We start from the raw sequence: 22,745 nt of genomic DNA on the forward strand, positions 1-22,745 counted from the left end.
GGGGAACGGGGAAAGGGCTACTCGGCTTTGGCGCCGGAGATGCGGATCAGCTGCGCCTTCTGGCGCATGTCGCCTTCGATGAATTTCGCGAACGCCGCCGGCGCCGAGAACTCGGGTTCGAAGCCACGCGCGAGCAGCACGCTGTCGCGAAATCCTGGGTCGTTGCCGATGGCGGCCACGTCCTGCTGGATCTTTTGCACCACGGCGGCGGGCGTGCCACCCGTGGCGAACAAGCCGAACCACGATTCGCCTGGATTCACCTCGGCAAACCCGGCTTCGCGCAGCGTGGGCACATCGGGCATCTCGTTCAACCGCGTGGCGCGGCCCACGGCCAGTGCCTTGAGCTTGCCCGCGCGCAGCAGCGCGAGCGCACCGGACACGCCCGCCAGGGTGAGCTGAACCTCGCCCGCGGTGACAGCGGCCACCGCCGGCGAAATGCCCTTGTACGGCACGTGCACGAGGTCCGCGCCGGTCTTGACCTTGAACGATTCGAACAGCAGATGCGGCAGGCTGCCCGACCCGTAGGACGCGTAGCTCAGCGCATTCGCACGCGACTTGCCCAGCGCCACCAGCTCGGCCATGCTGTTGGCCGGCACCGACGGATGCGCCACCACCATCTGCGGCAGGCTCACGATCTGGGTGATGGGTGTGAGCTCGCGCACCGGGTCGTACGGCAACTTCTCGAACAGGAACGGGTTGCTGGTGATGGTGGCTTCGCTGGTCAGGAGCAGGCTCAGGCCGTCGGGTGCGGCCTTGGCCACCGACACGGCACCGATCACCGTGGAACCGCCGGCCTTGTTCTCCACCACCACCGACTGGCCCCATTGCCGCTGCAGGCGTTCGGCCAGCATGCGCGCCACCAGGTCCACGCCACCACCGGCCGCGTAGGGCACCACGATGCGCACGGTGCGCGATGGCCATGCCGCGACTTGCGCCAACAGCGTTGGGCTGGCCGCGCCCAGGGCGAGCGCGGCCAGGGCCGCGCGGCGTGTGGGATGCAACACGGACTGGCTCACTTGATGCTTTCGAAATGCTTGTAGGAAACGTCGTTGCGCCCGATGTGGCCGATGACCTGGTAGCGCGATTTCACCAGCTCGGCCGGCACGTCGAGCACACGGCGATAGTCGCTCACGGTCTGGCGTCCGTCCAGTGCCCATTTGCCGTTGCGGCGCGACCAGGTGTCGAGGTAGCGCGAATGCATCCAGCGCTCTTCGTACAGGCTGGCATTGCCTTCCTTGGGCACCAGCAGCGTGGCGGTGCCGGTGGACTCGCTCACCGCGCGGTCGCCGTTGACTTCGATCAGGATGTTGCTGATGCGGTGGTTGTTGCCGGTCATGTCGTCGTGGGCCTTGATCAGCCAGTCCACGTAGGCTTCCCAGTTGGGGAAATCGCGCGTGCCGAAACGCATCTTGGCGCCCGGGTGGGCGAGCGACATCAGCATCTCGCGATCGGCCCGGTCCAGCGCGCGTGGGTACTTGTAGATCAGTTCGGTGATGGTCTGCTTGGCCAGCAGCTTCTCGATCTCTGCCGCGTTGGCCTGCTGCGCCTGCGCCTGCAGGGGCACCACCATGTTCAGCGTGAATGCGGTGGCCAGTGCCGCGAGCAGGTGGCGGCGCTTGTGTTGGGCTTGTAGTTCCATCGACGATGTCTCCGTGTGGTGGGCTTGGGTGGTTTTTCGGCCAGTGGCGTTCGGCTCTGGCCTGGGCGGTATTTCATGCGTTTCTGCGCCATCTGCCAAACGATATAAATCAATACATTCATGAGTTATTCATATCGTTTGGGACGGTCGTGCCGCGCGCATTCAGCTGCCACAATGCCCGCACAAAGCCGATCGCTCGCCACAGCCCCTGAATCAGATCAAGCCATGTCACGCACCTCCGCCGTCACCTTGCGCCAACTGCGCGCCTTCAATGCCGTTGCGGAGGAAGGCAGTGTGGCCCGCGCGGCACAACGTCTGCACCTGACGGCGTCCGCCCTGTCCATGCTGATCGGCGGTCTGGAAGCCGAGTTGGGCGTGCGCCTGTTCGAGCGCACGACGCGGCGCATGGTGCTCACCGACGAGGGCAACAAGTTGCTGCCGGCCATAGAGCAGGTGTTCCGCCATCTCGATGGCGCCATCACCGATCTGCACGAGTTCGTGCAGCAGCGCAGCTCGCGTTTGCGCATCGCTGCGTCACCGCTGCTGGCCGCCACGCTGCTGCCGCAGCTGATGGTCCTCTTTCGCGAACGTTTTCCCGCGGTGCGCCTGACCTTGCGCGATCTTCCCGTGGGCGCGGTGGCGCAGGCCGTGCGCGCCGGCGAAGCGGACCTGGGCATCTGCACCGCCGATGTGGACACCCTGGATCTGCAGGCCACCGTGCTGCACCAGGACCGTCTGATGCTGGCGTGCCTGGAGAGCCATCCGCTGGCGTCGCGCTTCGAGGTGCGCTGGAGCGAACTGGTGGGTGAAACCTGGGTCTTGATGCAACCCGGCTCGGGGCTGCGCAACCTGGCCGCGCGTGGGCTGGCGGAAATGGGCGAGCCGGTGGAGGCGGCGTTCGAGGTGGCCAACGTGGCCACTGCCGTGGGGTTGGTCGAGGCGGGCCTGGCGGTCTCGGCACTGCCGCGCTATGCGCTCACGCGCACCCGCGCGGTGGGGATTCGCGCAGTGCCCCTGATCGACCCGGTGGTGGAGCGCGACATCGTCGCGCTGAACGCACCGGAGCGCCCGCTCACCAGCGCGGGCGAGGCCTTCGTGGCCTTCTTCAAGCAGGCCGCCGGCCTGGATTGAGGCGCGTCTTCAGGCTATCTGGCACCGCGCGTGCCAGCTCTGCCAGTCACGCCCTGGGTGCACCTCGCCACACGTGGGACAGGTGCGCTCTTCGGGAGCGGATTCGTAGAACGATTGGTACACCGGCGGCAGGTCGTCGACGATGCTGGCGAGTTGCAGCTCGCTGCGGTGCACCAGGCCTCCGCAGCACGCGCAGTACCACTCGAACGCATCGCGCGTGCCTTTCGGACGCGGCATTTCCACCACCAGGCACAGGCTGCCCTGCTCCGGCCGCTGCGGCGAGTGGCGCACGTGCGCGGGCAGCAGGAAGATGTCGCCCTCTCGCAGGTCCACGCGTTCAAACTTGCCTCGGTCGGCGATCAGCAGATGGGCGTTGCCCTTGAACTGGTGAAAGTACTCCTCGAAGGGGTCGTCGTGAAAGTCGGTGCGCTGGTTGGGACCGCCCACCACGGTCACGATCATGTCGGCGTCTTTCCAGATCTGCTGATTGCCCACCGGGGGCTTGAGCAGGTGCTGGTGCTCGTCGATCCAGCGGGCGAAGTTGATGGGTTGGCGCATGCGGTTCTCCTGGTGACGCTCAGTTGATCTTGATGGATGCGCTCTTGATGACCGCATCGTATTTGGCCATTTCGCTGCGCATGAACTCGCCGAATTCGCGCGGGCCCGCACCGGACGATTCGGCGCCAAGCCGGGTCAGGGTGTCGCGCACCTCGGGCTGGCGCAGCGCCGCTTGCAACTGCGTATGCAGCTTCTGCAGCAGCTCGGGTGGCGTGCGCGCAGGTGCGAGCAGGCCGAACCAGGCCACGGTGTCGTAGCCGCGCACGCCGCTTTCCATCAAGGTCGGCACGTTGGGCAGCGCTGCCGCGCGCTTGGCGCTGGTGACGGCCAGCGGCGTCATGCGGCCATTGGCGATGTGCGGCAACACGCTGGGGATGTTGATGATGATGGACGCCACCTGCCCGCCCATGATGTCGGTCAGCGCGGGCGCGGCCCCTTTGTAAGGCACGTGCAGCAAGTCCAGTCCGGCGCTGGAGCGCAGCAACTCGGCCGAGAGGTGCGACAGGCTGCCGCTGCCCGCGGAAGCGATGCTGAGCTTGCCGGGCTGCTGGCGTGCCTGGCGCACATAGTCGGCGTAGCTGGCGATGCCCGCGTCCGAACGCACCACCAGCAGATTGGGGGCGGTGGCGATCAGCCCCACCGGCGCGAAGTCGGCCACGCTGTCGTAAGGCAGGCTCGGGTACAGGCCCGGTGTGACGCCGTGGGAGCTGGCATTGGCCAGGAACAGCGTGTAGCCGTCGGACGCGGCTCGGGCCACCTGCTGGGCGCCGATGCTGCCGCCCGCGCCGGGCTTGTTGTCGATCACGAAGGACTGGCCCATCGCTTCGCCCATGGCCTTGGACAAGGCGCGTGCGAGCACGTCGGAGCCGTCTCCTGCCGGCGATGGCACGACGATCCGGATCGGCCGCTCCGGGTACTGGGCAGCGGCCAGACCGCTGGTCCAGGCCAGTGCCAAGGCCAGCGCGGCTTGCGGCCATGTGAATCGACGCAGGGTGGCGAACAGGGTGAACATGGGATTCCTTTCAAGGGTTCAAAGTACGACGGCAGCACAACGGTTGAGCACCGCGCGCAACGCGCTGTGCGCGGTGACGAGCGAGGTGCGGGGGTTCTGGGGATCGGGGCGGTTGTCCAGGCGCAGCAGCAGATGGCCGGCCTCGCCCCAGGCCTCGACCTCGTGGCGGTTCTCGGTCACGCCCGGGTCGGCCCAGAGTTCGACGCGGGTGTGGTCCAGCCCCAGTGTGGCCAGCGCGACGGTGGCAGCGACGTTGGCATTGCGCGGAAAATCGCGCGCAGCCTGGCGCGCGCTGCCTTCGAAGACCAGCGCAGGCGCATCCAGCGACGACAGCTGCGCGACCGCCTCCGCGGGACTGCCGCGCCACGCAGCCGGGGGCTTGCGGCCCCGGTACACCACGTCGCGCAAGCCCGCGTCGCGGGCCGCCGTGAGCCAGTCGATGCCGCCGATGGCGCCCGAGACCAGTTGCACCTGCCGGCCCGATGCGGTGGCCAGTGACTGCAAGCGAGCGAGGCGATCGTCGTCGGTGAGCGAGCCCACGGAGGCCAGCAGCAGGTCGCAGCCGGCGCGCAAGACCGCTTCGGCATGCGCGTCCACTGCGGCGTGGCCAGCGCACTCCACCACCAGTTCGGGGCGCGTCGCCAGCCAGGTGTCGCGCTGGTCGGTCAACAAAGCCCGAACGCCCTGCAGATCACCCTGCGCTGCGGCCCGCGCGGGGTCGAGTTCGTGCACCAGCACACCGGTGAGTTCAACCGCCTCGGGATGCGCCAGCAAGCCGCGCGCCAGGCGCTGGCCAATCGCGCCGAAGCCGATGAGTGCGACACGCAAGCTCATGGCACGAGCCTCCACCACACGGCCAGCAGGCCCATGACGGCCAGCAGCGCGGCCACCCAGGACCAGCGCACGCACGCTCGCGCAGGCAAGGCCGCGGTCTCTTCCGGTGGCGCCACGGGAGCCAGGGTGCTGAGCTGCGCGGCAAAGCGCTGGAAGAAGTCTTCGCTCATCCTGCGCACCGTGCCTTCGATGAGCCGAGAACCGAGCTGCGCGATCTTGCCGCCGACCTGCGCATCGGCGGTCCAATCGAGCCGGGTCTGGCCCGGCGCGGTCTCCACCAGCTCCACGTGCGCTTCGCCTTTGCCAAAGCCGGCCACGCCGCCTTGTCCGGAAAAGCGCAGCGTGCAGCGGTGAGGCGCTTCCACGTCGGCCAGTGTCATGGTGCTGGTAAAGCGCGCGGCCACCGGGCCGATGCTGACCTTGACGGTGCTGGCAAAGCCGCTGTCGCTTGTGCGTTCGAAGGTTTCGCAACCGGCGATGCATTGGCGCAGCACGGCGGGGTCGAGCAACGCGTCCCAGACGCGCTGCATGGGTTGGTCGAGAAGTTGGGTTCCTTGGTAGTTCATGAAGATAGGACCATGTTTTGGACGGCGCGGCGCGCGAGCACGCCGGCCAGGTGCAGGCGGTACTCGGCACTGGCGTGCAGATCGCCCGCGGCCCGATCGGCGTCGGGCGTGAGTGCATGCAAGGCAACGGGCGCGAAGCGCTGCGCCAGCGCTGCTTCGGCCTGGGGCCAACGGCACGGGCCGTGGCCCAGCCCCGTGATGGCCACACGCACGCCCGATGCGGTGCGCGCCACGGCCACGCCGGTGATTGCGAAGCGCGAAGCGGGTTGTTCGAACTTGGCGTAGCAGAGCCTATCGGGCACGGGAAAGCGCACGCCGAGCAAGACCTCGTCCGGTTCGAGCGCCGTGGCGAACAGGCCTTGAAAGAAGTCGTCGGCGGCCATCTCGCGCCGGTCGGTCACCAGCGTGGCGCCGCAAGCGAGGACGCCCGCCGGCCAGCAGGCGGCAGGATCGGCATTGGAGACCGATCCGCCCAGCGTGCCGCGGTTGCGCACCTGCTGGTCGGCGATGCCCGAGGCCAGTCGCGCCAAGCCGGGCAGCCGCGCGCGCACCAAGGGAGATGCCGCCACCGCAGCGTGGGTGCACATGGCACCGATCCACAGATGGGCGCCATCGTCGCGCAGCGCGCGCAACTCGGTCACGCGACCCAGGTCGATCAGCAGCGGAGGTGCGGCCAGGCCCAGCTTCATGGCGGCCAGCAGGCTTTGCCCGCCCGCCAGCAACTTGGCGTCGGGCGTCTCGCGCAACCAGGCCACGGCGTCGGCCACGCGCGAGGCTCGGCGGTACTCGAACGGTGTCATGGGGTCGCGCCCCGCATCTCCCGCAGGCCCTGGCAGGTGGCGTTGACAATGCCGTGGTAACCCGTGCACCGGCACAGGTTGCCGGCGAGCGCATGGCACACGGCGTCGGGCTCGGCGGGAACGCCTTCGCGCTCCATGGCCACCGCGCGCATCACCATGCCGGGCGTGCAGTAGCCGCACTGCAGCGCGTGGTGCTGGCCGAAGGCGCGTTGCATCGGGTGCAATGGCCCGCCCTCGGTTGCCAGGCCTTCGATGGTGGTCACGGCCGCGCCGTCTGCCTGCACGGCCAACACGTTGCAGGACTTCACGGCCGCTCCATCGAGCAGCACGGTGCAGGCACCGCATTGCGCCGTGTCGCAACCCGGGTGGGTGCCGGTCAGGCCCAGGTCTTCGCGCAGCAGCGTGATCAAGAGGCGCTGCGCAGAGACCGAGCGCCGCACCGGCTGCCCGTTGACCGTGAGGGAGATGTCCAGGCCCATGTCACGCCAGCTTCAGACCGCTGCGCGCCAGTGCATCGCGCGTGGCGGCTTTCTCGGCCTCGGTCAGGTTGAGCAGAGGGCGGCGCACCGGGCCGCCCACCTGGCCCAGCAGTTCCAGCCAGTACTTGGAATAGGCCTGCGGCGTGCCCGATGGGCGGGCCGAGCGGAAGGCCTGGCGCGCGGGCTCCAGGCTGTCGCGCACGGCGCGCGCCTCGGCATGCTTGCCTTCAAAGGCCAGGCGCGTGTATTCGTTGATGCGCTGGTCGGCCGCCGTCTGCAACAGGAAGGGTGGCGTGGAGCACAGGTACAGCCGCCAGCCCAGTTCGATGATGTTGTCCAGCCACTCTTCTTCGGACGCGGTGCTCACCAGGATCTTGTCGCCCGCCAGCCGCGTCAGGCGGCTGTACTTCTCGCGGTCCACGCTGTATTTGATGGCGACGATGTTGGGCAGGTCGGCGATGCGCGCGCACAGCTCTGGGCTCATCTCGTAGCCGCAATCGGGGTGGTTCCACAGCGCGATGCCGATCTCGGTCTGCTCGCTCAGGTAACGGTAGTACTCGTACACCGTGTCGTCGGGGTTGTGGTGGAAGTGCAGCACCGGGCTGTGCACGACGATGTAGTCGGCGCCGATGTTCTGCGAATGGCGGGCCAGGTCGAGCACCACGTCGAGGTTGGTGTCGGAGCACGAGGTCACGACGCCGCAACGGCCGCTGGCCTCCTCGACCGCCAGTTCGAAGGTGCGCTTGCGCTCGGCCACCGACATGGAGAAGAACTCGCCCTGCTTGCCGCTGACGAACAGGCCGCCGAGCTTCAGGTCGCGGACCCAGTGGCGCAGGTTGCGGCGAAAGCCGGCTTCGTCCAGGCTCAAGTCTTCTTTGAAAGGGGTGGCCGTAGCGGCCCACACGCCGCGGAAATGTTCGCGGGCGTAGGCCTTGGCGTCTGGCTTGCGGTATTTGAGAGTCATGGTTGTGATGGAGAGTGGTTGGTGGAGAGGGCGCGCCACAGGCGTTCGGCCGTGAGCGGGAAATCGAGTTCGGGTTCGCCGCGCGGCGAGAGCGCGTCGGCCGCGGCATTGAGCAAGGCGGCCGGCACGCCAATGCAGCCGGCTTCGCCCACGCCTTTGGCACCGAGCGCATTGGCGCTCGTGGGCACGTGCTGGCTGTGCAGTTCCACCGGCGGCATGTCGTCGGCGCGCGGCACGGCGTAGTCCATCAACGAACCGGTGACGAGCTGGCCCTCGGCGTCGTAGACCAGGCGCTCCAGCAAGGCCTGGCCCAGGCCCTGCGCCAGGCCACCGAGCAACTGCCCTTCGGCAAGCTGGGGCGAGACGATCCGGCCCGCGTCGTCGGCCCACACAATGCGCTCCACGCGCGGCTTGCCGGTCTCGGCGTCGATGGCCATGCGGGCCATCACACAGCCGTAGCTCCAGGCTTCGGCCGGCGCGGTATAGACCTGATCGGCCGTGATCGGCAAGGCTTCTCCTGCGGCGCGGCGGCGCGCAGCGTCCTGCGCGGCCAGCAGCACCGCGCTGCCGCCAATCGCCATGCTGCGGCTGGCCAGCGCGCCGATGCCTTCGGGGCTGTGTGCGGTATCGCCATGGCGCACGCGCACGTGGGCGGGGTCGCAGCCCAACACCTGCGCGGCGATGGTGGCGTAGCTGGTTTCGTGGCCCTGCCCTTGCGCGCAGGAGCCGCTGGCGACCTCCACCGTGCCATCGGTCTGCAAGGTGACGCGTGCGCTTTCCCAGCCCTGGCCACAGGGCTCGATGTACAAGGCCGTGCCCACGCCCACCCACTCGCCCGCCGCGCGGCGGCGTGCCTGCTCGGCGCGCTCGGCCTCGTAACCGAAGGCCTGTGCGGCGCGCTCCAGCACAGCACGGTAGTCGCCCGCGTCCAAGGTCTCGCCGGTGGGCGTGGCCCACGGCATTTGATGGGCTTCGATGAGATTTCGCCGACGCAAATCGAGCGGATCCACACCCAGGCGGCGCGCGGCGCGCTCGACCAGGCGCTCCATCAACAAGGTGGCCTCGGGTCGGCCCGCGCCCCGGTAGATGGTCACGGCCGCCGCATCCGACGCCTCGACGCGCGCCCGGATGTCCACACCCGCGACGCGGTACGGCCCGGGCAGAATGCGCGCCGTGTTGCGGGCGGGCGCCAACACACTGAAGGGCAACCAGGCGCCGACGGGGAAGCGCAGGTGGGCAGACAGATGAAGGAAATGGCCTTGCGCATCCAGCGCGAGCTCGCCTTCGAGACGGGCACCGCGCCCATGCACGCCCGACGTGAATTCCTCGCTGCGCGTGGCGGTCCATTTGATGGCGCATCGGTGCTCGCGCGCGGCCCACGCCAGCACCAGTTCTTCAGGGCCCAACGACGATTTGGCGCCGAAGGCACCGCCCACGTCGGGAGCGATCACGCGTACTTTCCCGACGTCGAGGCCGAGCAGGCGGGCCACGTCCGTCCGGGCACGCGATGGTGTCTGCGTCGGCAACCAGGCCGTCAGTTCGCCGGCCGCACCGTCCCAACGCACCACGGCCGCGCGCGGCTCCAGCGCCATGGCCGCGACGCGCGGTTGCTGCTGGACGGCGCGCACCACCGCCGCACCGCCAGCTGGCGCATCGCCGGTGTGGTGGCGCACGCTGGCGACCACGGGCGCGCCGTCGGCCAGGTCGTTGCACGGGGCTTGGGCTTCGCAGTCGAACCACACCGCTTCGGCGGCCTGCCGCGCGGCCTCGGCGCTGCTCGCAAGCACCAGCGCCAGGGGCTGGCCCACGCTGCGAATGGCCTGCGTGGGCAGCAACAGCGTGGGTTCGGCACGCAGGTCCTGCAGCAGGCCATTGGGCGGCGGCAGAGTCAGCCCGCCGAGGTCGTGGCCGGTGACGATGGCGACGAAGCCTTCGACCTCGCGCGCGGCATCGGCGTCCATCGACACGATGCGCGTGCGGGGGTAGACGCTGCGCACGAACGCCGCGTGCAGCATGCCGGGCAGGGACACGTCGTGCACGTAGCAGCCGCGGCCGGTGAGCAAGCGCGTGTCTTCAACACGGGCCAGGGCTGCGTCGGCGGATGAGAGGGGAAGAAGAGCGTTCATGCGGGACCGGATCTGAGGGCTCGATTCCACGCGAACGACCCCGTCCCAGCAAGCGAATGTTTCTGAACGATTCCTCAGAAAATTTGAGCACCCCTTTTCAGGCCAACTTCCGCGCCAACGCCATCAGCTTGGGCGCCACGTCCTCCACCAGCCAGCGCTCATCCAGCTTGCGCCGCTGGAAGGACGCGTTGATCGCCAACAACTCGCCGCGGTCGACCTTGCCCAGGGCCACCGCCCAGCCGCGCGTAGTTCGCCAGGGCGTACGACAGGCGTTCCTCGTGCAGCGCCCATTCCTGCGGCGCCTTGATCTTGATCTGGTTCATCAGCGCCTGCCGTTCGCCCGGGCTGCAGGCCGCGAGATAGGCCCGCCCCACCGCCGTGCCGCACATCGAATACGTGCGGCCGATGTCGATCGGGTGGCCGCTGCGCACGCCGCCACGCGTCACTTCGATGCACACCATGTCCAGCCGGTCGCGGATCGCAATGGCCACCGTGCCCCGGATCTCCTGCGCCAGTTCCAGCATTTCGGGGCGCGCGCGCTGGCGCACCGGAAAGGTCTCGAGCAGCGGAAACCCGAGCGACAACACGGCCGAGCCCAGCCGGTACTTGCCCGAGTCGGCGTCCTGCGCCAGGTAGCCCATGCGCATGAGCGTGTAGGTCAGGCGCGAGACCGTGGGCCTCGGCAGATGGAGCTGCTCGGCCAGTTCCTTGTTGCTGAGCAGGTGCTGCACCGGCGAGAAACAGCGCAACAGCTCCAAGCCGCGCGCAAGCGTGGTAGCGAACTGGCGATCGCCTTCGTAGTCCTCGTAGGTGAGCGGCGCACGGTAGATGGGACGGATGTCCGAGGGATTTTCATCGTTTGACATATCGAAATTGTGAATCAAATATCGAAACAAGACCCTCGGGAGAAACACCCCCTTCCTACACTGGGCTGGCCAAGGAGACAAAACCGTGAATGCTGCCGATTTACCGCTGCACGAAATTCCCGCGCTCTCGGGAAACAACGCCCCCATCCACCAGGAAGACGTGTTCGACAACTTGCCCGTCCTGGGCACGGTGCCGGCCGACTTCAGCGGTCTGTATGTGCGCAACGGACCGAATGCCTACTACCCGCCCGACTGGCGCTACCACGCTTACGACGGCGACGGCATGCTGCATGCCGTGCGCTTTGACAAAGGCCGCGTGAGCTACCGCAACCGCTGGATCCAGACGGCGGGCCTGCAGGAAGAACTGGCAGCGGGCCACACGCTGTGGAAGGGCTTGAAGGAGCCGCCGCGCGCCGACCGGCCCGACCAGCCGCTGAAGAACAACTCCAACACCGACGTGAAATACCACGCCGGTCGCTTGCTCACCATGTGGTACCGCTCCGGTGTGCCCTACGCGGTGGACCCGTTCACGCTGGAGACCCTGGGGCCGGTCGACATCGACGGCCCGGCCACCCGCATCTCGGCGCACTCGCGGCCCGACGAACACACCGGCGAACTCATGTGGTTCGACTACGACACCAAGCCACCCTACATGCGCTACGGCGTGGTCGGACCTGACCGCCAGTTGCGCCATGCCATCGACGTGGACCTGCCAGGCCCCAGCCTGCCGCACGACATGGCGCTCACCGAGCACTACACGATCCTGCATGACTTTCCGCTGCACCCGGACCCCGATGCGCTGGCCGCAGGCCGCTACAAGGTGCGCTTCTACCCCGAGCTGCCCAGCCGCTTCGGTATCGTTCCGCGCTATGGCAAGGCCGAAGACGTTCGCTGGTTCGAGGCCAAGCCGGCGTACATGCTGCACGTGGTCAACGCGTGGGAGGAAGGCGACGAGGTGGTGATGGTGGGCACGCCCTACCGGATGCACCCGGGCGAAGACGGACAGATCGACAGCCGCCGCCTGGAGCGCACCATCAACCAGCGCCAGCGCGATTTCCTGCTGTACGAATGGCGCTTCGACCTGAAGACCGGCCTCACGAAGGAGCGCGTGATCGACGACGTGCTCAACACCGAGTTTCCGGTGATCAACAGCGCCTACCAGGGACGCAAGAACCGCTGGTCCTACAACGTGGTGTTCCCACCCGGTGGTCGCGAGGAGCCGCGCTTCCCAGGCCTGGTGAAGTACGACCTGGAAACCGGTGGCTACATCGCCTACAGCGCCGGCCCGCAGTTCTTCTACAACGAGCCGGGCTTCGCGCCGCGCGACAACCCGCGCTCGGAAGACGACGGCTACCTGGTCACGCTGGCCTGGAACCCGAACGAGCAGCGCTCGGAGATCCAGCTGTTCGACTGCTTTGGTGCGGCCTTCGCGCAAGGCCCGGTCGCGCGCGTGGTCCTGCCGCGCCGCGTGCCCAACGGCTTTCACGCCACCTTCGTCAGCCAGGCCACGCTCAACCGCTGGAAATAAACGAGCCCTCCATGATTCTGGTTCCCCAAGACAAGATCGCCGACTACGTCGGCAAAGGTTGGTGGGGCGAGCGCACGATGGGCGAGATCCTCATCGAGACAGCCCTGCGACAGCCCGATGCGCTGGCCGTCACCGACCCGCCCAACCTGGCCGCGATCTGCGGCGTGGCACCGCGCCGCTGGAGCTGGTCGCAGTTGCTGCAGGAAGTCGGCCGTTTCACCGCTTTCCTGCACGCCCAAGGCCTGCGCAAGGACGACGTGGTCGTCGTGCAGTTGCCCAATTCGGTCGAGCTGCACGCGATCTACCTGGCCTGTGCGGCCAGCGGCATCCTGGTCTCGCCGGTGCCGGTGCAATACCGGGGCCACGAGCTCACGCACGTGCTGGGCAGCACCGGCGCGGCGTTGGCCATTACCACCACCCGCGTCGGCAACCATGCCCTGGCGCAGGGATGGGCCGAACTCGCGCCGCGCATGGCGGACAGCTTGAAGCAGGTGTGGGCGCTGGGCGATGCGCCGCCCCCCGGCGTGCACGCCATGCGGCCCGCGCTGGACGCCACCACGCCGTGGAGCGCGCAGGCACTGCGCGACCACATGGCGCGCATCGGCGTGACCGCGCACGACGTGCTCACCATCTGCTGGACCTCGGGCACCGAAGCGCGTCCCAAGGGCGTGCCGCGCAACCACAACGAATGGTTGATCGTCGGGCAGTCGGTGATCGACGCGGGCCAGTTGCAGCCCGGCGCGCAGATGGTCATTCCGTTCCCGTTCGTGAACATGGCCGGCATCTCCACCAGCCTGGCGGCGTGGTTGCTGGTGGGTGGCACGCTGCACCACCACCACCCGTTCGACCTCGACGTGTTCATCGCCCAGTTGCGCGACGAGCCCACCGACTACACCGTGGCCGCGCCGGCGGTGCTGGCGATGCTGCTCAAGGAGCCGTCGAAGCTCGATGGCGTGAACCTCGGTCGCCTCAAGCGCGTGGGCTCGGGCGGTGGGCCGGTGGCGGCCTGGCTGTTCGAGCAGTTCGCGCAGAAGTTCGGCGTGGAGATCGTCAACTACTTCGGCTCCAACGAAGGCGCGGCCCTCTCTTCGGCCCCGCAGGACATTCCCGATCAACACGAGCGCAGCCAGTACTTCCCGCGCCTGGGGGTGGACGGCTTCGAATGGTCGCTGTCGAACTCGAAGAAGATCCGCACCCGCCTGGTCGACCTGGAAACGGGCGAGGACATCCAGGTGGCGGGCCGCGTCGGCGAACTGCGCTTCCAGGGCGCGACGATCTTCAGCGGTTACTACAAGACGCCCGAACTCACCGCACGCGCCTTCGACGAACAGGGCTACTACCGCACCGGCGACCTGTTCGAGATCGCGGGCGAGCGCCTGCAGTACTACCGCTTCGCCGGCCGCCACAAGGACATCGTGATCCGGGGCGGCATGAACATCTCGTCCGAAGAAGTGGAAGGCCTGTTGCTGGCGCACCCGAAGGTGCGCGAGGCAGCGGTGATCGGTGTGCCCGATCTCGTGCTCGGCGAGCGCGTGTGCGCGGTGGTGGCGGCGCAACCGGGCGAGGCCATCACCCTGGAAGACCTGGTGGACTTTCTGCGCGGCAAGGAACAGGTGGCGTCCTTCAAGTGGCCGGAGAAGCTGGTGGTGATGGACCAGTTGCCGCGCAACCCCTTGGGCAAGGTGCTCAAGCGCGACCTGCGCGAACAGATCTGCCCCAAGGAGGCCGCCGCATGAAGACCACCGTGCTTCTTTTGCCCGGCATGCTCAACGACGCCAGCCTGTGGGACGCGGTGGCCGCGCCACTGGCGGCGGTGGCCGACGTGCGCCGCGTGCCCACGCTGACCCAGGCCTCGGTGCCCGCGATGGCCGACGTGGCCTGGCAACGGCTGGCCGATCTGCCGGCCGATGCGCCGGTGGTGCTGGCCGGCTTCTCGCTCGGTGGCTACGTGGCCATCGACATGCTGGCGCGGCCGCAACGCGCGCTGCAGGCCGCCGTGCTGGTGTCCACCTCGGCGCGTCCGGAGTCGCCCGAATCGCAGGCCGCGCGGGAAAAGACCATTGCCGGCCTGCGCAAGAACTTTGCGCGCATGGTCGAAGGCATCGCCGGTTTCGTCTCGCACCAGCCCGATACGCCGGCGCGCATCACACCCATGATGCTGGCCGTGGGCATGGAGACCGCCATCGGACAGAACCAGGCCATCTCGCAACGCCACGACCACCGTGCCGCGCTGGGCAAGCTCGCGCTGCCGGTGGCGGTGCTGTGCGGCGAACAAGACCGCGTCACGCCGCCCGAGCTGTCCAGGGAATTGGCCGCGCTGATACCGCAGGCCACGCTGCGGCTGGTGGACGACTGCGGGCACATGCTGCCCATCGAGCAGCCCGCCGCGGTGGTGCAAGCCATCCACGACGCGGTAGAGCGATCACGACAACATTGACCACAACGTAGGAGACAAACATGCAAAGACGAATGCTGATGCTGGCCGTGGCCGGCGCCCTGTGCGCGAGCACCCTGCCCGCCCATGCCCAGACCTTCCCGGAGCGGCCCGTGCGCGTGGTGGTGCCGTTCGCGCCCGGCAATACGCTGGACGCCTCGTTGCGCCAGGTGGCCGAGGAGTTCCGCAAGAACACCGGCCAGGCGCTGATCGTGGACAACAAGCCCGGTGGCGGCGGCACCATCGCGGCGATGACGGTGGCGCAGGCCCCGGCCGACGGCTACACGCTGCTGCTCACCAACACCAGCATGCTGGCCATCAACCCGCACACCTTCAGCAAGCTGCCGTACGACGCGGAGAAAACCTTCAAGCCCGTCACCGGCTTCCTCGGTGCCTCGCTGGTGCTCGCGGTGAACGCCGCCAAGGTGCCGGCCAACACCTTGAAGGACTTCATCGCCTGGAACAAGACCAACCCGGCCGGCGGCGTGTCCTACGCCTCGTTCACGGCGGGCAACTCCTCGCACTTCGCGGGCGTTCTCCTGAACAAGCGCGCCGGCATCGACATGGTGCACGTGCCCTACAACGGCACGCCCCCGGCCGTGCAAGGCCTGCTCGCGGGCGATGTGCAGGCGGCCTTCCTGCCGCTGCTGGCGGTCAAGCCCCACGTGGAGTCCGGCAAGGTCAAGGTGCTGGCGATCTCCACGCCCAAGCGCTCCGATCTGCTGCCCGCCGTGCCCACCTTCACCGAGCAGGGCTTCGCGGATCTGGAGATCTACATCTGGTCCGGCATCTCGGCGCCCGCGGCCACGCCGGACGCGGTGGTCAGCAAGCTCAACGCCGAGTTCGTCAAGGCACTGCAGTCGCCCGAGATCGTGCAGAAATGGCGCGCGATCGACTTCGAACCCATGCCCATGACGCCCAAGCAGTACCACGACTACGTGCAGGTCGACAGCAAGCGCTGGGCCGAGGCGGTGAAGATTTCCGGCTTCAAGGCGAGCGAATGACATCACACGATTTTCTGGCGCGCCTGAAGGTGCCCGTGGTCTCCGCGCCCATGTTCCTGATCTCGGGCCCGCAGCTGGTGGTGGCAGCCTGCCGCGCCGGCATCGTGGGCGCCTTCCCCACGCCCAATGCGCGCCCGATCGAGGCGCTGGACCTGTGGATGCGCGAGATCACCGAGGCGCTGGCCCGCGCGCGCGACGAGCAAGCCGCCGAGACCATCGGACCCTGGTGCGCCAACCTGGTGACCCATTCGTCCAACACGCGCCTGGCCGACGATCTGCGCCTGATCGCGCAGTACCAGCCGCCCATCGTGGTCACCGCGCTGGGCAGCCCGAAACCGGCGATGCAGACCGTGCACGGCTACGGCGGCCTGGTGATCGCCGACGTCACCAACCTCACGCTGGCGCGCAAGGCCGTGGCCGCGGGCGCCGATGGGCTGGCCTGCATCTGCACCGGCGCGGGCGGCCACACCGGCTCGCTCTCGCCCTTCGCCTTCGTGAGCGCGGTGCGCGAGTTCTTTGACGGCCTGGTGATCGTCGGCGGCGGCATCACCGATGGCTGGGGCGTGGCCGGCGCGGTGGCCTCGGGTGCGGACCTGATCTACATGGGCACGCGCTTCATCGCCACCCAGGAAAGCATGGCCGATGCGGCCTACAAGCAGATGCTGGTGGACTGCACGGTGGACGACATCGTGGTGAGCGCCGGCCTCACCGGCACGCCCGCGAGCTGGCTCAAACCCTCGCTGCGCGCGCGCGGCATGGACCCGGACAACCTGCCCGCCGCCCCACCGCGCAGCTACGACAGCAACGACGTGGACAAGCCCTCGAAGTGGCGCGACATCTGGGCCGCCGGCCAGGGCGTGGGCGCCATCAAGGCCGTGGACACGGTCGACACCGTGGTGAAGCAGCTCCAGGCCGAATACGCCAGCGCAGGGCAGCGCTTCTCCAGCAAATTGCAAGGAAAGATTCATCATGGAAGTTGAAGTCGTGGAACGCGTACCGCACACGCTCGTGCCGGGCGAACACCCCTACATGACCGGGCCTTTCGCCCCCAACTACGACGAGGTCAACGCGACCGAACTGGAGGTGATCGGCGAAGTGCCCAAGCGCCTCAAGGGCGTGTACCTGCGTAACACGCAGAACCCGATCCACCAGCCGCTGGGCACCTACCACCCCTTCGATGGCGACGGCATGCTGCACGCCCTGCACTTCGACGAAGGCCGCTGCGAATACCGCAACCGCTTCGTGCGCACGCAGGCCTTCCACGAGGAACAGGCCGCAGGCCACGCGCTGTACGCGGGCCTGATCGACAAGCCCACGCTCGCGCAAAAGCCCGGCTGGGGCGCGCGCGGCGGCCTGCGCGACAGCGCCGCCACCGACGTGATCGTGCACGCCGGCAGCGCGCTGGCCACCTTCTACCAGTGCGGCGAGCCTTACCGGCTGGACGCGCGCACCCTGGCCACGCGCGGCACCTCGGCCTGGGGCGAACGCGTGATGGCCGATGGCGGCATCTCCGCCCACCCCAAGGTGGACCCGCGCACCGGCGACCTGCTGTTCTTCAACTACTCGAAGAAGGCGCCCTACATGTTCTACGGCGAGGTCGACCGCAACGACCAGCTGGTGCACTACGTGCCGGTGCCGCTGCCCGGCCCGCGCCTGCCGCACGACATGGCCTTCACCGAGAACTTCGCCATCCTCAACGACTTCCCGCTGCACTGGGACGAAGAGGCCTTGACGCAGAACCGCCACAAGCTGGTGTACCGCGAGCAGCAGCCTTCGCGCTTTGCCATCGTGCCGCGCCGCCACGCACCGCAGACCGGTGTGCGCTGGTTCGAGGCCAGCCCCACCTATGTATTGCACTGGCTCAACGCGTGGGAAGAAGGCGATGAGATCGTGCTGCACGGCTATCACCAGGCCACGCCCATGCCCAAGAAGGGCTACGACAACAGCGGCAACACGCTCGGGCCCGACCGCTACGGGCCCACGCTGTACGAATGGCGCTTCAACCTCAAGACCGGCCGCACGCACGAACGCCGGCTGGACGACCGCCTGCTGGAGTTCGGCATGATCAACGTGCAGTACTGGGGCCGGCCCTACCGCTATTCCTACAACATGATCGCCAAGCCCGGCGCCTTCCTGTTCGACGGCCTCCTGCGCTTCGACTGGACCACCGGCGAGTCGCAGCAATACCTCTTTGGCGAAGACCGCTACGGCAGCGAGTCGCCCATGGCGCCGTGCTTCGATGCCACCGCCGAAGACGACGGCTACGTGGTCAGCTTCGTCACCGACATGAAGGCCGACCGCTCCGAATGCCTGGTGCTCGACGCCAGCGACCTGGCCAAGGGCCCGGTCGCGCGCATCCTCCTGCCCCACCGCATCAGCAGCGGCACGCACGCCTGCTGGGCCGACGCGTCCGAATTCGCCCCCTCTTCTTCGCCACAGAAAGCACACGCATGAGCGCACCCACCTACATCCTCGGCGGCCACCAGACCGACTTTGCCAAAGTCTGGTCCCGCAACGGCCAGGACATCTCCGACATGACGCGCGAGACCACGCTCGGCGCGCTCGAAGCCTGCGGCCTGGACGCGAGTGCGATCGAGAGCATCCACGTCGGCAACGCCTTTGGCGAATTGCAGCGCCAGCAGGCGCACCTGGGCGCGCTGGTGGCGCAGGTGGTGCCCGAACTCTGGGGTGTGCCGGCCATGCGCCACGAAGGGGCTTGCGCGTCCTCGTCGCTGGCGGTGCTCAGCGCCATGGCCGAGATCGAAGCCGGCCGCTACGACTGCGTGCTGGTGCTCGGCGTGGAGGAGTTCAAGAACCTGCCGGGCAACGAGGCCTCGATGAACCAGAACGCCGCCGCCTGGCAAGGCCATGAAGGCTTCGACTGCAAGTTCATGTGGCCCGCCGCCTTCGGCCGCGTGGCGCAAGAGTACGAGCGCCGCTATGGCCTGGACCGGCGCCACCTCAACCGCATCGCCGAGATCAACTACACCAACGCCAAGTCGAACCCGCTGGCGCAGACGCGCAAGTGGGCCTTCGACGAGCTCAGCTTCACCGACGACGACCAGGCCAACCCCTGGATCGAACCCGGCACGCGCCGCCAGGACTGCGGCCAGATCACCGACGGCGGCGCGGCCATCGTGCTGGCCTCGCCGCGCTTCGCGGCCGAACACGCCAAGCGCACCGGCCGCTCGCTTGAGGGCATGGCGCGCATCAGCGGCTGGGGCCACCGCAACGCCGGCATTCGTCTTCAGGACAAGTTCGAACGCAGCCGCAACGAGCCCTACGTGTTCCCGCACCTGCGCACCGCGCTGGAAGACGCGTGGCGGCGCGCCGGTGTCTCGGGCGTGAACGACATGGACGGTGTGGAAACGCACGACTGCTTCACCACCACCGAATACGTGGCGATCGACCACCTGGGCCTGACCCCGCCAGGCCAGAGCTGGCAGGCGGTGGAAGACGGCAGCATCGCGCCCGGCGGCCGCTGCCCCATCAACATGAGCGGTGGCCTGATCGGCTGCGGCCACCCGGTGGGCGCCACCGGCAGCCGCATGCTGCTGGATGCCGCGCGCCAGGTCACCGGCACCGCGGACGCGGCCCAGATCGACGGCGCGCGCCGCCTGCAGACGCTCAACATCGGCGGCTCCTGCGCCACCGTGGTGAGCTTCGTCGTCGAAACCGCTGGCGCGTGATCGGCGCCACCGCTCTCTTCTCCTTCCAGGAACCGACATGACAACCAACAACACCGCCGCAAAGCCATCGCTGTGGCGCAATCCGGCCAACGCCCCGCTGGGCAAACTGATCAGCTTCTATGTGCGCTTCACGCCCAGCTACAGCAAGATCGGCTACCACGCCCGCAGCCTGTTCTGGCGCAGCCTGAAGCCCGACTTTCGGGGCCAGACCTGGCTGGTGATCGGCGGCTCTGAAGGCATTGGCGGCTCGGCCGCGCGCTCGGCGGTGAACGCGGGCGCGCGCCTGATCAGCGTGGGCCGCAGCGCCGAAAAACTCGCCGCGTTCGCCCAGTCCACCGACCATCCCGAGAACGTGCAAGCCGAGGTGGCCGACTTTTCCTTGCGCAGCCAGGTATGGGCCCTGCTGGACCGCTTGCAGGCGCAAGGCGTGAAGATCGACGTGCTGGTGAACAACGTCGGCATCCAGAAGCGCGACCAGATCATCACCCAAGAGGGCCTGGAAACCTCGTTCGTCACCAACATCCTGAGCCACTACATCTTCACGCGCGAAGCGCTGTCGCGCGGCCTGTTGAAGGACGACGCCACCGTGATCGAAACGGCGTCGGGCGGCATGTACAACCACCCGCTGGTGGTGAAGGACCTCAACATCGCCAGCGCCAACCACACGCCTGCCTACCTGGGCGTGCGCGCTTACGGCCTGTCCAAACGCGCCCAGGTGGTGCTCACCCAGTACTGGCGGCGCAAGTTTGCGGGCACGGGTCGTCGCTTCTATGTGATGCACCCTGGCTGGGTCGACACCGCTGCGGTGGGCCGTTCCATGCCGCGTTTTCGCGAGACGCTCAAGTCGGTGCTGCGCAGCGACCCGCAGGGCGCCGACACCATCGTCTACCTGGCCGCCAAGCGGCCCGACCAGCAGTCGGAGGAGTCGATCTGGTTCGACCGCAAGGAGCGCACCGCCCACATCTTCCCGCGCACCCGGGCCACCACCGATACACCAGAGTCCCTCGTCGCCGCGCTGGAGACCTACAGCAACCGTTCCTGAAAATTTTTAACCCTGGAGACAAAACACATGAAACACTTCAAACAACTGACTGCGGGCCTCCTGGCCATGGTCACCCTGTCCATCGCCGGCACGGCTGCGGCGCAGAGCTTTCCCAACCGCCCGATCAAGATCATCGTGAACAGCCCCGCGGGCGGTGGCAACGACTTCATCGCGCGCACCATTGCGCAGAAGATGGAAGCGTCGATGAAGCAGCCCGTGGTGGTGGACAACAAGCCCGGCGCGGGCGGCATCATCGCCTCGGACTTCGTCGCCAAGTCCGCGCCCGATGGCTACACCATCCTGTTCAACGGCCCGCTGATCGTGCAGACCGCCGCGCTCTACAGCAAGCTGCCCTACGACCCGCTGAAAGACTTCACGCCCTTGACCGACGTGATCCGCACGCCCCTGTGGCTCGCGGTGAACACCGAGAAGCTGCCCGTGAAGGACATGAAGGAGTTCGTCGCCTACGCCAAGGCCAACCCCGGCAAGGTCACCTACGGCTCGGTGGGCAGCGGCTCTTCCCACCACCTCTACGGCTACCGCGTGGGCAGCGAGACCGGCACGGAATTGCTGCATGTCCCCTACAAGGGCGGTGCACCGGCCATGGTGGCGCTCGTCAGCGGTGAAGTGAACGCCGCCTTTGCGGACTACGTGAGCTTGAAGCCCCACGTCGCTTCCGGCAAGGTGCGCCTGCTGGCCGTCACTGGCACGCAGCGCCCGGCCCTCACACCCGACGTTCCCACGCTGGGCGAACTGGGATTCAAGGGTTTCGAATCCTACGGTTGGGGCGCCTTGTTCCTGCCCGCCAAGACACCGGCCGACGTGGTGCAGAAACTCCACGCGGAAGTGGCCGCCGCCATCAAGGCACCCGACGTCGCGGCCAAGTTCACCGACGTGGGATTCGAACTCGGCGGCACGCCGCCGGCGCAGTTCGCCACCATCGTGCAGAACGACTACACCCGTTGGACCACGCTCATCAAACAAGTTGGCGTGAAACTGGATTGATCACCATGAACACATTGACCAAACGCGCATTCGTTCGCTGCTTGCCCCTGGCTGCGGCCATGGCCTTCGTCCTGCCTTCGGTGCACGCGCAATCGCCTGCCGCACCGGCGCCGTCCTCCGGCAAGACCATGCGCCTGGTGGTGTCCTTCGCACCCGGTGGCGCGGGCGACTTCCTCGCGCGCCTCATCCAGCAGAAACTGCAGGAGCGCCTGGGCCAGACGGTGATCGTGGAGAACCGACCCGGCGCCAGCGGCACCATCGGTGCCGACCTGGTGGCCAAGGCGGCACCCGATGGCAACACGGTGCTGATCACCAACCAGTTGGTGGTGCAGGCGCCCAACCTGATCTCGAAAATGCCGTACGACCCGCAACGCGACCTGGTCCCGGTGGTCGAGCTCGGCGGCGCCCCGCTGATCTTCGCGGTCAATGTCACCAAGACCAACGCCACGACCTTGAAGGATTTCTTCGACGAGGTGCGCAAGAACCCGAAGACCTACAGCTACGCGTCCGTCGGGCAAGGCTCGATCGGTCATCTGTACGGCGTGGTGCTCAACGACCAGGCCAAGACCGACCTGATGCATGTGCCCTACAAAGGCAGTGCACCGGTGGTGATGGCACTGGTCGCGGGTGAAGTGCAGTCGGCCTTCAGCGACTACGCCACGATGAAGCCGCACATCGAGTCGGGCAAGCTGCGCCTGCTGGGCGTGTCCCGTCCCTATGGTCCCACGCCGAACGTGCCGACGTTCACGTCGCTGGGCTACAAGGGTCTGGAGTCGTACAGCTGGATCGGCATGTTCATGCCGGCCAAAACGCCCAACGACAAGGTGCAGCAACTCTCCCAGGAGGTCAACCGCATCATCAAGATGCCCGAAGTCTCGGCGAAGCTGCAAGAGATGGGGCTGGAGATGCCACCGACGACGCAGGAGCAGTTTGCCGCGATGGTGAACAACGACTTCAAGAGCTGGGCTGTGATCATGAAGACGGCGGGGATCAAGCCGGAGTAATGACGATCGCTCCAGGACACGGTCGGCTCGCCGACCGATGTCAAAGCAGGCGCCTGGCGGCAAC

The 22,745-nt window shown here is 67.7% G+C and carries 22 protein-coding genes; 11 read left to right on the forward strand and 11 right to left on the reverse strand.

The window, feature by feature from the left end:
* Positions 1-17: 17 nt before the first annotated feature.
* Together F9K07_RS22050 and F9K07_RS22055 are read right to left on the reverse strand one after the other, a co-directional pair.
* On the reverse strand, positions 18-1,016 hold the full coding sequence (locus tag F9K07_RS22050; protein WP_236581427.1) for a Bug family tripartite tricarboxylate transporter substrate binding protein: 999 nt from the start codon (positions 1,014-1,016) through the stop codon (positions 18-20).
* Positions 1,013-1,639, reverse strand: a complete 627-nt coding sequence (locus F9K07_RS22055; protein ID WP_159595461.1) for a nuclear transport factor 2 family protein — start codon at positions 1,637-1,639, stop codon at positions 1,013-1,015. The genes F9K07_RS22050 and F9K07_RS22055 overlap by 4 nt, the downstream gene beginning before the upstream one ends.
* A gap of 225 nt (positions 1,640-1,864) precedes the next feature.
* On the opposite strand from F9K07_RS22055, the gene F9K07_RS22060 reads away from it, so the two are divergent.
* On the forward strand, positions 1,865-2,770 hold the full coding sequence (locus F9K07_RS22060; RefSeq protein WP_159595462.1) for a LysR family transcriptional regulator: 906 nt from the start codon (positions 1,865-1,867) through the stop codon (positions 2,768-2,770).
* Between the two features lie 9 nt (positions 2,771-2,779).
* On the opposite strand, the gene F9K07_RS22065 is transcribed toward F9K07_RS22060, so the two are convergent.
* From F9K07_RS22065 to F9K07_RS22105, 9 genes are all read right to left on the reverse strand, one after another.
* A complete protein-coding gene (locus F9K07_RS22065; RefSeq protein ID WP_159595463.1) occupies positions 2,780-3,328 on the reverse strand; it encodes a 3-hydroxyanthranilate 3,4-dioxygenase in 549 nt (182 codons plus the stop codon).
* Positions 3,329-3,347: 19 nt separating this feature from the next.
* On the reverse strand, positions 3,348-4,340 hold the full coding sequence (locus F9K07_RS22070) for a tripartite tricarboxylate transporter substrate binding protein (RefSeq protein WP_159595464.1): 993 nt from the start codon (positions 4,338-4,340) through the stop codon (positions 3,348-3,350).
* An 18-nt stretch (positions 4,341-4,358) separates the two neighbouring features.
* Positions 4,359-5,174, reverse strand: coding sequence for an aspartate dehydrogenase (locus F9K07_RS22075; protein ID WP_159595465.1), 816 nt, complete (start codon positions 5,172-5,174; stop codon positions 4,359-4,361).
* Complete coding sequence (locus F9K07_RS22080) at positions 5,171-5,740, reverse strand: SRPBCC family protein (RefSeq protein ID WP_159595466.1); 570 nt, start codon at positions 5,738-5,740, stop codon at positions 5,171-5,173. The genes F9K07_RS22075 and F9K07_RS22080 overlap by 4 nt, the downstream gene beginning before the upstream one ends.
* The gene (locus tag F9K07_RS22085; RefSeq protein ID WP_159595467.1) at positions 5,737-6,540 is read right to left on the reverse strand and encodes an FAD binding domain-containing protein; all 804 of its coding nucleotides are present in this window, start codon (positions 6,538-6,540) and stop codon (positions 5,737-5,739) included. Before F9K07_RS22085 ends, F9K07_RS22080 begins: the two co-directional genes overlap by 4 nt.
* Positions 6,537-7,019 (reverse strand): (2Fe-2S)-binding protein, encoded by a 483-nt coding sequence (locus tag F9K07_RS22090; RefSeq protein ID WP_159595468.1) that lies wholly within the window; start codon positions 7,017-7,019, stop codon positions 6,537-6,539. The genes F9K07_RS22085 and F9K07_RS22090 overlap by 4 nt, the downstream gene beginning before the upstream one ends.
* Before the next feature lies 1 nt (position 7,020).
* The gene (locus tag F9K07_RS22095; protein ID WP_159595469.1) at positions 7,021-7,983 is read right to left on the reverse strand and encodes a dihydrodipicolinate synthase family protein; all 963 of its coding nucleotides are present in this window, start codon (positions 7,981-7,983) and stop codon (positions 7,021-7,023) included.
* Positions 7,980-10,109: a xanthine dehydrogenase family protein molybdopterin-binding subunit gene (locus F9K07_RS22100; protein WP_159595470.1), complete on the reverse strand. Its 2,130-nt coding sequence runs from the start codon at positions 10,107-10,109 to the stop codon at positions 7,980-7,982. The genes F9K07_RS22095 and F9K07_RS22100 overlap by 4 nt, the downstream gene beginning before the upstream one ends.
* A gap of 158 nt (positions 10,110-10,267) precedes the next feature.
* Complete coding sequence (locus F9K07_RS22105; protein WP_236581429.1) at positions 10,268-10,975, reverse strand: IclR family transcriptional regulator; 708 nt, start codon at positions 10,973-10,975, stop codon at positions 10,268-10,270.
* 85 nt (positions 10,976-11,060) lie between these two features.
* Here F9K07_RS22105 and F9K07_RS22110 point away from each other — a divergent pair, with 85 nt between their 5' ends.
* From F9K07_RS22110 to F9K07_RS22155, 10 genes are read left to right on the forward strand one after another with little or no spacing between them, the layout of a single operon-like run.
* Positions 11,061-12,503, forward strand: coding sequence for a carotenoid oxygenase family protein (locus tag F9K07_RS22110; RefSeq protein WP_159595471.1), 1,443 nt, complete (start codon positions 11,061-11,063; stop codon positions 12,501-12,503).
* 11 nt (positions 12,504-12,514) lie between these two features.
* Positions 12,515-14,239 (forward strand): class I adenylate-forming enzyme family protein, encoded by a 1,725-nt coding sequence (locus F9K07_RS22115; RefSeq protein ID WP_159595472.1) that lies wholly within the window; start codon positions 12,515-12,517, stop codon positions 14,237-14,239.
* Complete coding sequence (locus F9K07_RS22120) at positions 14,236-14,940, forward strand: alpha/beta fold hydrolase (protein WP_159595473.1); 705 nt, start codon at positions 14,236-14,238, stop codon at positions 14,938-14,940. Before F9K07_RS22115 ends, F9K07_RS22120 begins: the two co-directional genes overlap by 4 nt.
* A gap of 20 nt (positions 14,941-14,960) precedes the next feature.
* Positions 14,961-15,941, forward strand: coding sequence for a Bug family tripartite tricarboxylate transporter substrate binding protein (locus tag F9K07_RS22125; RefSeq protein WP_159595474.1), 981 nt, complete (start codon positions 14,961-14,963; stop codon positions 15,939-15,941).
* Positions 15,938-16,921, forward strand: coding sequence for an NAD(P)H-dependent flavin oxidoreductase (locus F9K07_RS22130; RefSeq protein WP_159595475.1), 984 nt, complete (start codon positions 15,938-15,940; stop codon positions 16,919-16,921). The genes F9K07_RS22125 and F9K07_RS22130 overlap by 4 nt, the downstream gene beginning before the upstream one ends.
* Positions 16,911-18,395, forward strand: a complete 1,485-nt coding sequence (locus F9K07_RS22135) for a carotenoid oxygenase family protein (RefSeq protein ID WP_159595476.1) — start codon at positions 16,911-16,913, stop codon at positions 18,393-18,395. The genes F9K07_RS22130 and F9K07_RS22135 overlap by 11 nt, the downstream gene beginning before the upstream one ends.
* Positions 18,392-19,630, forward strand: coding sequence for an acetyl-CoA acetyltransferase (locus tag F9K07_RS22140; RefSeq protein WP_159595477.1), 1,239 nt, complete (start codon positions 18,392-18,394; stop codon positions 19,628-19,630). Before F9K07_RS22135 ends, F9K07_RS22140 begins: the two co-directional genes overlap by 4 nt.
* A 37-nt stretch (positions 19,631-19,667) precedes the next feature.
* Positions 19,668-20,672: an SDR family NAD(P)-dependent oxidoreductase gene (locus tag F9K07_RS22145; protein ID WP_159595478.1), complete on the forward strand. Its 1,005-nt coding sequence runs from the start codon at positions 19,668-19,670 to the stop codon at positions 20,670-20,672.
* A gap of 27 nt (positions 20,673-20,699) precedes the next feature.
* Complete coding sequence (locus F9K07_RS22150; RefSeq protein ID WP_159595479.1) at positions 20,700-21,677, forward strand: Bug family tripartite tricarboxylate transporter substrate binding protein; 978 nt, start codon at positions 20,700-20,702, stop codon at positions 21,675-21,677.
* Between the two features lie 5 nt (positions 21,678-21,682).
* On the forward strand, positions 21,683-22,681 hold the full coding sequence (locus tag F9K07_RS22155) for a Bug family tripartite tricarboxylate transporter substrate binding protein (protein ID WP_159595480.1): 999 nt from the start codon (positions 21,683-21,685) through the stop codon (positions 22,679-22,681).
* The last annotated feature ends 64 nt before the right edge of the window (positions 22,682-22,745 follow it).

The organism is Hydrogenophaga sp. BPS33 (assembly GCF_009859475.1).
Lineage (GTDB): Bacteria > Pseudomonadota > Gammaproteobacteria > Burkholderiales > Burkholderiaceae_C > Hydrogenophaga.

What these genes read in the sequence shown, in the direction of transcription:
- F9K07_RS22055 (WP_159595461.1), bottom strand. Translation starts at nt 1,639, where the DNA reads ATGGAACTACAAGCCCAACACAAGCGCCGCCACCTGCTCGCGGCACTG.
- F9K07_RS22060 (WP_159595462.1), top strand. Translation starts at nt 1,865, where the DNA reads ATGTCACGCACCTCCGCCGTCACCTTGCGCCAACTGCGCGCCTTCAAT.
- F9K07_RS22065 (WP_159595463.1), bottom strand. Translation starts at nt 3,328, where the DNA reads ATGCGCCAACCCATCAACTTCGCCCGCTGGATCGACGAGCACCAGCAC.
- F9K07_RS22070 (WP_159595464.1), bottom strand. Translation starts at nt 4,340, where the DNA reads ATGTTCACCCTGTTCGCCACCCTGCGTCGATTCACATGGCCGCAAGCC.
- F9K07_RS22075 (WP_159595465.1), bottom strand. Translation starts at nt 5,174, where the DNA reads ATGAGCTTGCGTGTCGCACTCATCGGCTTCGGCGCGATTGGCCAGCGC.
- F9K07_RS22080 (WP_159595466.1), bottom strand. Translation starts at nt 5,740, where the DNA reads ATGAACTACCAAGGAACCCAACTTCTCGACCAACCCATGCAGCGCGTC.
- F9K07_RS22085 (WP_159595467.1), bottom strand. Translation starts at nt 6,540, where the DNA reads ATGACACCGTTCGAGTACCGCCGAGCCTCGCGCGTGGCCGACGCCGTG.
- F9K07_RS22090 (WP_159595468.1), bottom strand. Translation starts at nt 7,019, where the DNA reads ATGGGCCTGGACATCTCCCTCACGGTCAACGGGCAGCCGGTGCGGCGC.
- F9K07_RS22095 (WP_159595469.1), bottom strand. Translation starts at nt 7,983, where the DNA reads ATGACTCTCAAATACCGCAAGCCAGACGCCAAGGCCTACGCCCGCGAA.
- F9K07_RS22100 (WP_159595470.1), bottom strand. Translation starts at nt 10,109, where the DNA reads ATGAACGCTCTTCTTCCCCTCTCATCCGCCGACGCAGCCCTGGCCCGT.
- F9K07_RS22105 (WP_236581429.1), bottom strand. Translation starts at nt 10,975, where the DNA reads ATGTCAAACGATGAAAATCCCTCGGACATCCGTCCCATCTACCGTGCG.
- F9K07_RS22115 (WP_159595472.1), top strand. Translation starts at nt 12,515, where the DNA reads ATGATTCTGGTTCCCCAAGACAAGATCGCCGACTACGTCGGCAAAGGT.
- F9K07_RS22120 (WP_159595473.1), top strand. Translation starts at nt 14,236, where the DNA reads ATGAAGACCACCGTGCTTCTTTTGCCCGGCATGCTCAACGACGCCAGC.
- F9K07_RS22125 (WP_159595474.1), top strand. Translation starts at nt 14,961, where the DNA reads ATGCAAAGACGAATGCTGATGCTGGCCGTGGCCGGCGCCCTGTGCGCG.
- F9K07_RS22130 (WP_159595475.1), top strand. Translation starts at nt 15,938, where the DNA reads ATGACATCACACGATTTTCTGGCGCGCCTGAAGGTGCCCGTGGTCTCC.
- F9K07_RS22135 (WP_159595476.1), top strand. Translation starts at nt 16,911, where the DNA reads ATGGAAGTTGAAGTCGTGGAACGCGTACCGCACACGCTCGTGCCGGGC.
- F9K07_RS22140 (WP_159595477.1), top strand. Translation starts at nt 18,392, where the DNA reads ATGAGCGCACCCACCTACATCCTCGGCGGCCACCAGACCGACTTTGCC.
- F9K07_RS22145 (WP_159595478.1), top strand. Translation starts at nt 19,668, where the DNA reads ATGACAACCAACAACACCGCCGCAAAGCCATCGCTGTGGCGCAATCCG.
- F9K07_RS22150 (WP_159595479.1), top strand. Translation starts at nt 20,700, where the DNA reads ATGAAACACTTCAAACAACTGACTGCGGGCCTCCTGGCCATGGTCACC.
- F9K07_RS22155 (WP_159595480.1), top strand. Translation starts at nt 21,683, where the DNA reads ATGAACACATTGACCAAACGCGCATTCGTTCGCTGCTTGCCCCTGGCT.